16 protein-coding genes are annotated in these 12,480 nt (G+C 74.5%); 8 read left to right on the forward strand and 8 right to left on the reverse strand.

Features of this window, described 5'->3' with window-relative positions; genetic code table 11:
- Positions 1–4 precede the first annotated feature (4 nt).
- The 5 genes from QRT03_RS01375 to QRT03_RS01395 all read right to left on the reverse strand — a co-directional run bounded on the left by QRT03_RS01375 (position 5) and on the right by QRT03_RS01395 (position 4,463).
- Complete coding sequence (locus QRT03_RS01375; protein WP_286050627.1) at positions 5–1,012, reverse strand: acetamidase/formamidase family protein; 1,008 nt, start codon at positions 1,010–1,012, stop codon at positions 5–7.
- The gene (locus QRT03_RS01380) at positions 1,009–1,332 is read right to left on the reverse strand and encodes a putative quinol monooxygenase (RefSeq protein WP_286050628.1); all 324 of its coding nucleotides are present in this window, start codon (positions 1,330–1,332) and stop codon (positions 1,009–1,011) included. The genes QRT03_RS01375 and QRT03_RS01380 overlap by 4 nt, the downstream gene beginning before the upstream one ends.
- A 66-nt stretch (positions 1,333–1,398) precedes the next feature.
- The gene (locus tag QRT03_RS01385; protein ID WP_286050629.1) at positions 1,399–1,788 is read right to left on the reverse strand and encodes a type III secretion system chaperone family protein; all 390 of its coding nucleotides are present in this window, start codon (positions 1,786–1,788) and stop codon (positions 1,399–1,401) included.
- A gap of 96 nt (positions 1,789–1,884) precedes the next feature.
- On the reverse strand, positions 1,885–3,678 hold the full coding sequence (locus QRT03_RS01390) for a serine/threonine-protein kinase (protein WP_286050630.1): 1,794 nt from the start codon (positions 3,676–3,678) through the stop codon (positions 1,885–1,887).
- Positions 3,679–3,731: 53 nt separating this feature from the next.
- Positions 3,732–4,463 carry a DUF1707 SHOCT-like domain-containing protein gene (locus tag QRT03_RS01395; RefSeq protein WP_286050631.1) on the reverse strand — a complete coding sequence of 244 codons (732 nt, stop codon included), beginning with the start codon at positions 4,461–4,463 and terminating at the stop codon, positions 3,732–3,734.
- Between the two features lie 43 nt (positions 4,464–4,506).
- Between QRT03_RS01395 and QRT03_RS01400 the strand changes: the two genes are divergently transcribed.
- Complete coding sequence (locus QRT03_RS01400; protein ID WP_286050632.1) at positions 4,507–5,475, forward strand: DUF3048 domain-containing protein; 969 nt, start codon at positions 4,507–4,509, stop codon at positions 5,473–5,475.
- 19 nt (positions 5,476–5,494) lie between these two features.
- Positions 5,495–5,665, forward strand: a complete 171-nt coding sequence (locus QRT03_RS01405) for a CsbD family protein (protein WP_286050633.1) — start codon at positions 5,495–5,497, stop codon at positions 5,663–5,665.
- 45 nt (positions 5,666–5,710) lie between these two features.
- On the opposite strand, the gene QRT03_RS01410 is transcribed toward QRT03_RS01405, so the two are convergent.
- A complete protein-coding gene (locus QRT03_RS01410) occupies positions 5,711–5,956 on the reverse strand; it encodes a hypothetical protein (protein WP_286050634.1) in 246 nt (81 codons plus the stop codon).
- A 375-nt stretch (positions 5,957–6,331) separates the two neighbouring features.
- On the opposite strand from QRT03_RS01410, the gene QRT03_RS01415 reads away from it, so the two are divergent.
- The 5 genes from QRT03_RS01415 to mtnA all read left to right on the forward strand — a co-directional run bounded on the left by QRT03_RS01415 (position 6,332) and on the right by mtnA (position 10,286).
- Positions 6,332–6,679, forward strand: coding sequence for a hypothetical protein (locus tag QRT03_RS01415; protein WP_286050635.1), 348 nt, complete (start codon positions 6,332–6,334; stop codon positions 6,677–6,679).
- Between the two features lie 17 nt (positions 6,680–6,696).
- Entirely contained in the window at positions 6,697–7,554 is an 858-nt protein-coding gene (purU, locus tag QRT03_RS01420; RefSeq protein ID WP_286050636.1) for a formyltetrahydrofolate deformylase, read from the forward strand.
- 234 nt (positions 7,555–7,788) lie between these two features.
- Positions 7,789–8,175, forward strand: coding sequence for a hypothetical protein (locus tag QRT03_RS01425; protein ID WP_286050637.1), 387 nt, complete (start codon positions 7,789–7,791; stop codon positions 8,173–8,175).
- Entirely contained in the window at positions 8,172–9,245 is a 1,074-nt protein-coding gene (locus QRT03_RS01430) for a serine hydrolase domain-containing protein (protein WP_286050638.1), read from the forward strand. Before QRT03_RS01425 ends, QRT03_RS01430 begins: the two co-directional genes overlap by 4 nt.
- 96 nt (positions 9,246–9,341) lie before the next feature.
- A complete protein-coding gene (gene mtnA / locus QRT03_RS01435; RefSeq protein ID WP_286050640.1) occupies positions 9,342–10,286 on the forward strand; it encodes an S-methyl-5-thioribose-1-phosphate isomerase in 945 nt (314 codons plus the stop codon).
- Here the strand turns inward: mtnA and QRT03_RS01440 are convergent, their stop codons facing one another.
- Positions 10,287–11,219: an SDR family NAD(P)-dependent oxidoreductase gene (locus tag QRT03_RS01440; RefSeq protein WP_286050641.1), complete on the reverse strand. Its 933-nt coding sequence runs from the start codon at positions 11,217–11,219 to the stop codon at positions 10,287–10,289.
- 82 nt (positions 11,220–11,301) lie between these two features.
- Between QRT03_RS01440 and QRT03_RS01445 the strand changes: the two genes are divergently transcribed.
- Complete coding sequence (locus tag QRT03_RS01445; RefSeq protein ID WP_286050642.1) at positions 11,302–11,847, forward strand: TetR/AcrR family transcriptional regulator; 546 nt, start codon at positions 11,302–11,304, stop codon at positions 11,845–11,847.
- On the opposite strand, the gene QRT03_RS01450 is transcribed toward QRT03_RS01445, so the two are convergent.
- The gene (locus QRT03_RS01450; RefSeq protein WP_286050643.1) at positions 11,837–12,454 is read right to left on the reverse strand and encodes a proteophosphoglycan 5; all 618 of its coding nucleotides are present in this window, start codon (positions 12,452–12,454) and stop codon (positions 11,837–11,839) included. The genes QRT03_RS01445 and QRT03_RS01450 overlap by 11 nt on opposite strands.
- Positions 12,455–12,480 lie beyond the last annotated feature (26 nt).

Consider the following 12,480-nt stretch of genomic DNA (forward strand, 5'->3'; position numbering starts at 1 on the left):
CTCCTCAGAGTGACGCCGCGCGGGCCCGCAGGTCGGCGTGCAGGCCGCCGTACGGGTCGACGCGGGGCAGGAACGCCTTGGACACCTTCGTCACGGCGCTGTAGTTGGTGTCGACCACGTTGGCCAGCGGGGCCAGCGAGATCTGGGTGAGCAGCTCGTAGGCGTCGAGACGGTCCAGGCCGTGCAGCGCGCCGAGCCAGGAGATCATCTCCTTCTGCCCGATGCGCCACGCGTCCTCGAGCGGACGGGAGGAGCCGACGGTGATCAGCTCGTCGTCGCTCTCCAGCCGCGGCCACAGCGGCGCCGGCGCGACGTCCGCCTTGACCAGCTCGACGATCAGCGTCACGTCCATCGCACCCTCGACCGCGGTGCCGCACGACTCGCCCTCGCCCTGGCGGTAGTGCCCGTCGCCGACCGAGAAGTTCGCGCCCGGCTCGTTCACCGGCAGGTAGCAGGTGACGCCGGCCCGCATCTCGGGCGTGTCCATGTTGCCGCCGAAGGCGTCCGGGGTGAGCGACGAGCGCACCTCGCGGGCCGCGGGCGCGACCCCGACGGTGCCGAGCATCGGCGCCACCGGCAGGTCGACCGAGAAGTCGCTGCGCCGCGCGGAGAAGGTGACGGTGTTCCGGGCGCGGTCCAGCTCGTATATCCAGGTCAGCTCGGGCAGCGGGTCGTCGAGCAGGGCGGTCCGGTCCGTGCCGGTGAGCCCGCCGAAGAACGGGACGAGGGTGGACGCGCCCCAGTCGCGGGCCGGGGTGAGGTCGACCAGGTGCAGCGCGAGGGTGTCGCCGGGCTCCGCGCCGCGCACCGCGAACGGCCCGGTCTGCGGGTTGAGGAACCGTGGGTCGAGCACCGCGCTCGCCAGGTCGGTGACCGCCCGGATGCGCCCGCCGAAGGCGTCGTCGCACCACAGCCGCAGCACCGTCCCCGGCTCGACCTCGTGGAGCGGGGCAACGCCGCCGAAGGTCCAGGCGTACTGCTCGGGCGTCGGGGTGAACTCGAGCTCGGTCACCGGGGCGCGATCTCGCCCATCGGGCCGAAGCCGTCGTGCGGGGTGTCGATGTAGAGGATCTGCGGCTGGGCGGCCACGAGGTCCGGCATCCGCTCGAAGAAGTCCTTCACGTACGGCTGGGAGGTGTGGGTGGACCCGGCGTCGGCGTCCCGGAAGCCCTCGATGCAGACGTACTCGTTCTCGTCGGTGAGGCTGCGGGAGAACTTGAAGTACAGGCAGCCCTCCTCCGCGTTGACGTTCCGCGCGTAGGAGTCGGCCAGCTCGAGCCACTCGTCGGTCTTCTCGGCCCGGATCTGCATGACGATGTTGATGACGATCACGGCGTGCTCCTGACGGCGGCGACGGGACCGCCCAAGCCTGGTGGGTCCGCGGGCCCGGGTCCAGCCTCAGAAGTGATCGGTGCCGGTCAGCTCGTGCTCGAGGTGGTCCGCGGTGGCGGTGACCAGACGGAACGGCGCCTCGAACTCCGCGAACGTCAGATCCTCCAGCGGCGCCGCGTGCCGGAACACCGCGGTGCCGTTCACCGCGACCGCGCCGCCGACGACCGCGGCCTCGGCGAGCTCCAGCAGCCGCCGCGGGTCGATCTGGTCCAGCCGCGCGACGGGCGACTCGATCTGGATCCAGTCGTGGCCGTCCACCTCGCCCTTGTGGTGGACGTAGACGAGCTGGTCGCGGTCCTCGGAGGTCGGCAGCCGGAACGTGAGGCTCTCCGCGTCCTGCGCCATCACCTCGTAGCGGACCCGCACCCACAGCACGAGGTCGTCCCAGCTGGCCACGCGTCGCTCCTCGGGCTCGATCAGGTCGTCCGGCGAGGGAACCGTAGCAGCGGCCCGACCACCTCCCCCCGTCGCTTCGCTCGCCCCCGTCGAGGCTCAGCGGGCCCCGACGAGCTTGTCCCAGGCGAAGGCGCCGACGGTCGCGGTGGCGCCGGAACGGTCGAGCAGGCGCAGCAGCGCGGCCCCGTCGCGGGGACGGTCGGCGGCGTCCTGGGCGGTGGCGCGGCGCAGCACCGGCACCAGGCGCGGGGAGAGCCGGCCGACGCCGGCGAAGGCGTCCGCCGGCGGCCCGTCGAGGATGCGACGGGCGATGTCGACGATGTTCTCGCCGTCGAAGAGGTGGTCGCCGCGGGCCGCGAACACCACGCAGCAGGCCCAGGCCCAGACGTCCGTGGCGGGTCCGGCGCCGTTGCCGGTGACCTGTTCGGGCGCCATGTAGCCGGGCGTGCCGACCATGTTCCCGGCCGGCGTGTGGTGGGTCTGGCCGACGACCCGCGCGATGCCGAAGTCGACGACCTTGGGGCCCGCCGAGGTCAGCAGGATGTTGCCCGGCTTGAGGTCGCGGTGGGTGATGCCGTCGTTGTGCAGGGCCGCGAGGGCGCGGGCGAGCGCGATCGACATGCGGGTCAGCGTCTCGGCGTCCCGGACCGCACCGCTCTCGCAGACGTAGGTGTGCAGCGACGGCCCGTCCAGGCGCTCCATGACGATGTAGGGCATCGACCCGTCGAAGCCCACGCCGTGCACGCGCGCGGTGTAGTCGCCGGTGACCTTCTGCAGCGTCTGGCCCTCGCGCAGGAACCGGGTCCGGGCGTCGACGTCGTCGAGCAGGTGCGGCGCCAGCACCTTGATCGCGACCTGGCCCGCGGTCCCGGCGCGGTGCCCGAGGTAGACCGTGCCCATGCCGCCGGACCCGAGGCGGCCGGTGAGCTGGTACTCGCCGACGGTCCGCGGGTCGTGCGGGGTGAGCGGCTGCTCCGGCGGCGCCATGTCGATGAGGCGCGTGGCGGTCGTCGGCGGGCGCGGCGCGGCGGTCGGACGGGGCGGCGGCGTGCGGCCCGGGCCGGAGCGCGGTCCTCCTGCCGCCGCGACCGCACGGTCTGGTCCGGCGGGCGGCCGGGCCGGGGCGGGGCCCGTGGCGCCCGGGCCGGGCGCGGGGCCACGGCGCGAGCGGATCAGGCGCCGCTCCTTGGGACCGGGGAGCCGGGCCGCGCGCAGGGCCTCGGGCAGCACGGGGGCGACGGCACACAGCCTGGGTCGCATCGCGCGCACGGTGAGCTGGTGGCCGAGCAGGAACAGCCCGGCGGCCAGGGCACCGTTCTCCAGGCCGATCAGGAAGAGCAGGAGGAACACGACCGCGGCGACGAGCCAGGTGGTCCGGCGCTTCGAGAACGGCCACGGCCGCGTCACCGGCATGGCGAGCCGCCGCTCGACGTCGAGCGTGGCCACGTGCAGCGTGGCGATCGCGAGTGCGAGCAGGACCGAGACGACCACCGCGACCACGAGCACGGCCGAGCCCGCACCCGGCGTCGGGAACCCGGCGTCGTCGAGGACGTCCATGAGCCGGTCGATGAGCGCGCGGCGGTCGGACGCGCCCACCGCGAGGCGGGCGACCAGGACGGCCGCGACGAGCGTGACCGCGCCGGCGGCCGCGGCGAGCCCGAGGACGACGGGGACCGGGTTGCCCGCCTCGTGGTGGAGGTGGCGGACGGCGCGGCGGCGGTCGGTGCCGCCCAGCTGCGCGACCCGCCCGGTGACCACCCGGTCGACCAGCAGCGCCTGGCGACGGCGGGTCGCGAGCGCGCGGTACAGCGGCGTCAGGACCAGGGCGGCGAGCACCCCGAGCGCGAGGGGCGCGAGCAGCCGTAGGCCGGCTCCGGGATCGAGCACCACCGCGTCCCTCCCTCCCCGGCCCGGCGCCTCGGCGCCCGCGTCGAGGCCCGAGGTTACCGCTCCGGGCCGTCGGGGCGGCGTGCGTCGGGACGGGCGGGTCGGCCGGCGCCGGTCACCCGACGGGCCACCGAGCGTGGCGCCTCCGTCGGCAGGGCCCGCAGGCGCTCCCACCGGCCGCGGACCGGATGGCGCAGCACGACGTCGCCGAAGGAGTGCCGGCCACGCACGCTGACGTGCAGTTCCCCGCGGTCGCGGCGGTGCACGGTCTCGTCCCGGACCGAGCCCGCGGAGATCCGGAGGTCGTCGACGTCGACGGTCGCGCCCTCCGGGAGCACGACGGTCGGCGAGCACATGCCGGTGGCGAGCTCCACGGCGACGACGGACGTGGCGCACTCGGCCTCGGAGAGGTCCAGCAGGACCTTGCCCACCCAGCTGCGCACCCGCACCGTCGGCGGGACCTTCCAGTACCCGCGCCGGCTGATCGACCCGCCGACGCCGGCCTCGAGGTCGAGCACGTCGCTGCCGTGCGAGGAGTGCAGGACGGCGCCGGGCAGATCCGCGAGCAGCCCGTCGAGCTGGTCGCGGTAGCGGGCGGCCTGCGCGATGGCAGCCCGGTCGGAGTACTCGACCGGCGTGAGCCGCCCCGCCACCATCGCCCGCGCGAGCATCGACGCGACGTCCTCGCGCTCGGCGTCGGAGGCGCGCTTGCGGGCGGGTTCCTCCGGCTCCGCCGGGGGGACGCCGCGACGGGACCGTCTCCCGTCACGATCCCCCGGACGCGCCATGCCCTCGATGATAGGTCCGGCGACCGACGGCGATGATGTTGCGATGGCGGGGGATCGTGGCCGGGCGAGCACGCTGGGGGTGGTGATCGCCGCCGTCATCGCGGTGGTCTTCGGGATCATCGTCGTGAACGCCCGCGACTCCCCGGCCGGGCCGGGCCCGGCCGCCGCCACGTCGGCGCCCGACGTGGTGTCGCCGCTGACCGGGCGCGGGGGTGACGCCGGCCGGGCGGTGCTGGCGGTGAAGGTCGACAACTCGCCGGAGGGCCGGCCGTGGACCGGCGTCGGCGACGCGGACGTGGTCTACGTCGAACCGGTCGAGGGCGGCCTGACCCGCCTGCTCGCGGTGTTCGCCTCGCAGCTCCCGCCCACGGTCGGCCCGGTCCGCAGCCTGCGGGAGTCCGACCTCGACCTCCTCGCCGCCTACGGCCGCCCCGCCCTCGCCTACTCCGGGAACGCGCCGGAGCTCGATGCCGCGGTGTCCGCCGCCTCGATCGTGCCGTTGTCCGCGGAGCGCGTCGCCGGGGCCTACCGCCGCGCGGGTGACCGTCCGTCGCCGCACAACCTCTACGGCGACCCGGCAGCCCTCGTCGACGCCGCCCGCGACGTCAGCGGCCCGCGGGACGTCGGGTTCCGGTTCGGCCCCGTGCCCGACGGGGCGCCGGCCGCCGCCGACGTCACGCAGCGGGTCGGGCGCACCGAGGTCCTCGCGCACTGGACCGGGGACCGGTGGGACCTGACCATCGGCGGCGCCCCGGCGGACGCGCACCCCGCGACGATCGTGGTGCAGCACGTGCCCGTGCGGACCTCGGCGATCCGGGACGTGGCGGGCTCGCCCTCGCCGACCGCGGTCACGGTCGGGTCGGGACGCGTCGAGGTGCTGCGCGACGGCCACCGCCTCGACGGCTCGTGGTCGCGCTCCGCCCCGGACGCCCCGACCGCGTTCACGACGCCCGACGGCGCGCCGCTCCCGTTCGCACCCGGTCCGGTCTGGGTGCTGTTGGTGGCGACCTGAGTTCGGGTAACCCCGTCCCATGGCTACCGGAGACAAGATCGACAACAAGGCCGACGAGCTCAAGGGCAAGGCGAAGGAGGCCGTCGGCAAGGCCCAGGACGACAAGGACCTGCAGGCCGAGGGCAAGGCCGACCAGACCAAGGGCAACATCAAGCAGGCCGGCGAGAAGGTCAAGGACGCGTTCCGCTGACCCCTGTCCCGACGACGGGTCGGCCCGACCCGTCGTCGGGAAGCCTCAGTACCCGCGGGAGAAGCGCTGCCCCGCGAAGCCGTACACCGGGGTGCCGTCCGGGTCCCGCCGCGCGAGGCGGTGGACCGCGAAGACGTTGACGCCCGGGATGGTGCCCCCGTTCACCCCGTCGGTCGCCGTGCGCGGGCCCTTCTCGACCAGCACGAGGTACTCCTCGGGCGGCGGCGCGGACTCCACGATCCGGACGTCGTGGTCCCCCGCGCAGGGCCCGTCCTGCAGTCGGATGCGCATCGCGTCCCCTCTCTCGTCGCGGCGGCGATCCATGCTCGCACGGGTGCCCACCAGCGGTGACGTACAGCGCACAACTCGGACGTCCGAGTTCCTTGACGGCGCCCACTACGGAGAGGAACGTAAATAACGTCGATCATGCCCCCCGTGATCGACGTCGAGCCCGGTCGGTGTCCCCCCGCCGACCGGGCTTCTTACTGTCTCGTGATCGTCCGACCGCTCTCGGCTACCCCGATCGAGCGAACGACATCCCGAACGGGCCACATCCGACCTTCTCGTCGCCACCCGTTCACCGATCCGCCACCCGCCCACGTGTGAACGGCGGCCCGCGGGGCATTCTGCGTGGGTCACCGTGGCGGCGGACGAGAGGCAGGGCCCGTGGACGACGCGGACCGCGCGCGACTGCGCGACCTCGTGCACCGTGCCCACGAGGCGCTCGGCGAGGTCACCGCGATGCAGGCCCGGTGCCCGGCCGACGTCGACCGCTTCGACTGGTCGGCGGACCTCCTCGACGAGCTGGCACGGGTGGCGCTCCAGGTCGGCGACGCGGCGGCCACCCTCGCCGGCGGCGAGGACGACGAGCTGGAGCGACGCTCCCGGGAGCTCGCCACCACCATCGTGCGCCGGCGCAACGACGCCCTGACGCCGCTGCCGGCGCCCCGCCGGCGCCTGCCGACCCGTCCGGATGGTGCCGCGCTCCTCGGCTCGCCCCGGGCCCTGACCTGACGGCTACCCTCCCCGGCGTGTCACGCCCCGCCGACACCGTCGGCCGCCTGCTCGTGCGCTGCCCGGACCGCTTCGGCATCGTCGCCGCCGTCTCGTCGTTCCTCTCGGCCTCCGGCGCGAACATCCTGTCGCTCGACCAGCACGCCACCGCGACCTACGGCGGCACCTACTTCCAGCGCACCGAGTTCGCCCTGCCCTCGCGCGACCTCGACGGGCTCCGCGCGGCGTTCAGCTCCGACGTCGCCCGGCACTTCGGGATGGAGTTCACCGTCACCGACGCGGCGGCGCCCAAGCGGATCGGGATCCTGGTCTCGAAGAGCGACCACTGCCTGCTCGACCTGCTGTGGCGCACCCAGCGCGGCGAACTCGACGTCGAGGTCGCCGTCGTCATCTCCAACCACCCCGACCTCGCACCCGCCGTCGAGTCGTTCGGCGTGCCGTTCGTGCACGTCCCCGTGACCGCGGAGACCAAGCCGGAGGCCGAGGCCCGGCAGGCCGAGCTGCTCGCCGGCCTGGACCTCGTCGTGCTCGCCCGCTACATGCAGATCGTCAGCGGGTCACTGCTCGCGGCGGTCGGCGCCCCGATGATCAACATCCACCACTCGTTCCTGCCGGCGTTCGTCGGTGCCGTGCCCTACCGGCAGGCCAAGGAGCGCGGGGTGAAGCTCGTGGGCGCCACCGCGCACTACGTCACCGAGGAGCTCGACCAGGGCCCGATCATCGAGCAGGACGTGGTGCGGGTGAACCACCGGCACACCGCGGCCGACCTCACGCGGCTCGGGTCCGACGTCGAACGCTCAGTGCTGTCCCGGGCGGTGCGCTGGCACTGCGAGGACCGCGTGATGCGCGACGGGACCACCACCGTCGTCTTCTAGGCGGCGTACGCGATCCACATCGCCGCGACCAGCACCGCGAGGACGAGCAGCAGGGCGAGCGCCGGGGCGATCGTGGGCGGCTGGGCCGAGGGCTTCGTCGAGGGCATGGCCATGGTGGTCTCCTCGTCGTGCGGGTGTCTGCCCCCTCATCGCCGCACCCGGCACGCGCGTGAGCCGGTGTCACCCGATCGTGACCCGTCGTCCTGAAAGAGGACTGCGTGGTACGTTCCGAGGATGCGAAGACAGCTGGAGGCGATCGTCGGGACCTGGCGCACCGAGGGCGAGGTGGACGACGGCACCCCGATCCGGGGCACGGACGCCTACGAGTGGCTCGGCGAGGAGTTCGTCGTGCACCACGTGGACGTGCACATGGGCGAGGACCGGGTCCGCGCGCTCGAGGTCATCGGGCCGATCTCCGCCTCCCCGGTGCCCAGCCGGGCCTTCGGCAGCGACGGCACGGTCGAGGACTCGGTCGTCGAGCTCACCGGTGACGGGCACCTCGGCTTCGGCAGCACCGGCGCCCGCGCCGTCCTCCGGGTCGACGGCGACACCGCGACCGGCGTCTGGCACCGCACCGGGGCCGACCAGCCCTGGATGACGTTGCGGCTGACCCGCTCGTGAGCACGGTCGAGGAGGTCGTCGCGTCGGCCGACGTGCCCGGCATCGTCGTCCTCGCCGCCCGCGGGGACGACCCGCGGGTGACGACGGCGGGGCCCGTCCGGCGGAACTCGCTCTTCCGCGTCGCGTCGATCACCAAGCCCGTGGTCGCCGCGCTCGCGGAGCGCCTGCTCGCCGAGGGAGTGATGGAGCTCGACGAGTCCGTGGACCGGTGGTTGCCCGAACTCGCGGGGCGCCGGGTGCTGCGATCCCCGGACGCGGCCCTGGACGACACGGTGCCCGCCGAGCGTCCGATCACGGTGCGGGACGTCCTGACGTACACCACCGGCTACGGGATGACCTCGGAGATGTTCGCCGACCCGCCGTGGCCATGGGTCGCCGCGGTGACGTCGGGCCGGCTGAACATGATCGGGCCACCCGAACCGGACCGTGTGCCCGCCCCGGACGCGTGGCTGGCCGAGCTCGTCGAGCTGCCGCTGCAGGCCCAGCCGGGCGAGCGCTGGCTCTACCACGGGTCGGGGCAGCTGCTCGGGGTGCTGCTCGCCCGGGTGACCGGACGTGGGCTGCCCGAGCTGCTCGCCGACCGCGTGACCGGACCGCTCGGGATGGTCGACACGGCCTTCGGGACCTCCGCGACGGACCGGCTCGTCACCGCGTGGTCCGGCGGCGAGGTGTGGGACACCCCGGACGGCGCCTGGTCCCGCCCACCCGCCTTCCCCGACGCGGCGGCGGGCCTGGTCTCCACCGTCGACGACCTGTTCGCGTTCGCCCGGTCCCTGCGCGACCGCCCCCCGATGGTCCGGGACCAGCTCACCGCGGCCCAGCGCGCGAGTGCCCACGCCTCGGGGTTCCTCTCGCCGGAGCTGAGCTGGGGGTACGGGGTGTCGGTGACGGTCGACGGGCCGCGCACCGGCGCTTTCGGGTGGGCCGGCGGACTGGGCACGAGCCTCCACGCCGACCCGGTCCGCGACCTCGTCGTCGTCGTGCTCACGCAGCGGCTGTTCACGGGGCCGGACGACATCGCCCTGCACACCCGGATCGTGGACGCGGCCTACGCGGAACTCGTGCCCTGACCTCGCCGAGAGGCACACCACGCACCTCCGGGCCTCCAGGGACGTGCCTGGTGTGCTTCTCGACGACGGGTCGGCCGGCAGTGCGACGATCGGACCGTGGAGTTCGTGGACTGGTCCGACGACGGCCCGGCCGTCGTGCTGCTCGACCAGCGCGCCCTGCCGCACGCGACGACGTGGCTGACGCTGCGCACCGTCGACGAGGTGGTCGACGCGATCCGCACGCTCGCGGTGCGCGGCGCCCCGAGCCTCGGGATCGCCGGGGCGTACGGCGCGGCGCTCGCGTGCGCGCTGGGCGATCCGGCGGGCGCGGAGCGGATCGCCACCGCCCGCCCCACGGCGGTCCCGCTCGCCATCGGCGTCCGCCGGGTCATTGCGCGGCTCGACGACGGCCCAGCGGCGGCCCTGGCCGAGGCCCGCGCGGTCGCGGCCGAGGCCGCCGTCGTGAACGCCCGGGCGACGGAGCGGGCCGCCGACCTCGTGCAGGAGCTGCGCCCGGGTCCGGTCCGCGCCCTGACGCTCTGCAACACCGGCGACCTCGCGTGCGGGCCGGGCGGCTCGGCGCTGGGCGCGATCCTGCGGCTGCACGACCGGGGCGCCCTCACCGAGGTCCTCGCCTGCGAGACCCGTCCGCTGCTCCAGGGCGCCCGGCTCACGGTGTGGGAGCTCGCCCGCGCGGGCGCGCCCTACCGGCTGTGCGTCGACTCGGCCGGGCCGGCCGCGATCGCCTCCGGGCTGGTCGACGCGGTGCTCGTCGGTGCCGACCGGATCGCCGCCAACGGCGACACCGCGAACAAGATCGGCACCTACATGCTCGCGTGCGCCGCCGCCCGGTCCGGCGTCCCGTTCCTCGTCGTCGCCCCCGAGGAGACGATTGACTCGACGACGCCGACGGGCGCCGACATCGTCGTCGAGGAGCGCGGCGCGGACGAGGTCCGCGGGCTCGCCGGCCTCACCGACACCCCGGTCTACAACCCCGCCTTCGACGTCACCCCGTTCGACCTGATCACCGCGGTCGTCACCGAGAAGCAGGTCTGGCGCTAGCTAGCCGAGAAGCCGCTCCGAGACCTCCCACAGCCGCTCGGCGTTCGCCGGGTCCAGGGCGAAGGGCGCGACCCCGTGCCGCCCGTCCGACCGGTCGCGCCCGGTGATCACGGGCGCCTCGTGGCAGTCCTCGAAGTACCGACCGCCGACGCCCTCGAGCAGCGGCGACACCGCGCACAGCACGGACGTCGATGCGCCCTCCTGCACGGTCTTCATCCGGTCCGGCGCCCCCGCCGCCTTCCGCGCGGCCAGCAACGCCTCCATGTCGACGTGGCGCTGCAGCCCCGTCGCGATCCCGCCCGGCATGAGGGCGTTGACGGTGATCCCGTCGTCGGCCCAGCGCCGCGTCGCCTCGACGGCGAAGAGCACGTTGGCGGTCTTCGACTGGGCGTAGGCGATCCACGGGTCGTAGACCACGAACGAGAAGTCCAGGTCGTCGAACAGCACCGGCAGGCGCAGGTGCGCTGAGGACGACACGGCCACGACCCGCGCGCCGTCGGCCGCCGCGAGCGCCCGGTGCAGGCCCGTCGCCAGGGCGAAGTGCCCCAGGTGGTTCGTCGCGAACTGCGCCTCCTGCCCGTCGATCAGCGTCCGCTCCGGCAGGGCCATGACGCCGGCGTTGTTCACCAGCAGGTGCAGCGGCCCCTCCCACGCGTCCACGAACGCGGCGACGGAGGCACGGTCGCCCAGCTCGAGCGGGCGGACGTCGACCTTGCCGCCCTGCGCCCGGATCTCCTCCGCGACCTTCTCGCCGGCCTCGAGGTTCCGGACGGCGAGCGTGACGGCCGCCCCGTGGGTGGCCAGGGTGCGGGCGGTCTCGATGCCGATCCCGGACGACGCCCCGGTGACGACGGCGGTCCTCCCCGTGAGGTCGATCCCGGCGGCGACCTCGTCGGCGGTGGAGAACTCGCCGAAGGGGGTCTCGATGGTCATGCTGACGCTCCCTGAAACGTAGGGCTCCTACGGATACGTCTCGACCGTACACCGATAACCGTAGGGCGACTACGCTTGTGCCGTGTCTCCCCGAGCCGACGCCCGCCTCAACCGGGACGCGCTGCTCCGGAGCGCGTCCGAGCTCTTCGCGAGCGACGGACCCGACGTCGCCCTCGACAAGGTCGCCCGCGACGCCGGCGTCAGCATCGCGACGCTCTACCGGCACTTCCCGCACCGCGAGGCCCTGGTCGCAGCCACCTACGCCCGGGAGATCGCCGAACTCGGCGAGGTTCCCGACGACGGGTCGGGCTCGGTCGCGCTGGCCCGCTGGCTCCTGCGCTTCGTCGAGTTCGCCCGGACGAAGCGGGCGCTCGGTGACCTGTTGCACGCCCCGGGCGCCGACCACCCGCCGGCCCGCACGGTGATCTCCGCGGCGATCACCGACATCCTCGCCCGGGGCGCGGCCGACGGGACGCTGCGCGACGACCGCGACGCCGACGACGTCATCGCCCTGCTCGCCGGCCTGTGGACGCTCCCGGCCGACGACTCGTGGCCCCAGCGCGCCGACCGGCTCGCGGGCTTCGTGCTCGACGGTCTCACCGTCCCGACCCGATCCGTCAGCCCCTGAAGGCCCGCGCCGCCGCGACCCCGGCGTCGAGGTCCCAGCCCGGCACGTCCGCCACCGCCCGGAGCAGCTCCGGCGTCAGGGCGCCGTCCGCCGCGACGAGCGCGTCGACCGCGTCCGGCCGGACCGGGTGCGGCGCCTCGTTCTCGACGAACTCCACGATCAACTCCCGGCACCGCTCCGCCGTCGCGAAGACCGGGGAGAGCGACGCGAACCCGTCGTCGAGCTCGTAGGGCGCGCGGGCCCAGCCGGTGCCGTCGAAGCCGTAGGCGAACCCCACCCACATCTCGCGAGCCATCCCGTCCACGATCGGCGGCTCCCACCAGTCCGGGGCGCCCGCGAGCAGGTCGGTCTCCTCCTCCTGGAAGTACGTCGCGGCCTCGCGGAAGTAGGTGTTCGAGTACTCGTGGTCGTTCCCGACGAGCACGGCGCGGCCGTCGCCGAGCAGGTGCAGGTCGGCCCAGTTGCCCCCGCCGTCGTCGTAGTGCCAGCGGCCGGGCTCCGCGAACGCGCCGCTGCCCCAGCCGCGCGCGGCGAGGATCGCGGCGAACGCGGCCCAGCGTCCGCGCATCGTCGTCGGGGAGGGCAGGTCGACCGGGACGAGAGTCATGGCCGCATCCTGGCGTCACCCGATCC

Origin of the sequence: Actinomycetospora termitidis (assembly GCF_030286555.1) — a bacterium.
GTDB lineage: Bacteria > Actinomycetota > Actinomycetes > Mycobacteriales > Pseudonocardiaceae > Actinomycetospora > Actinomycetospora termitidis.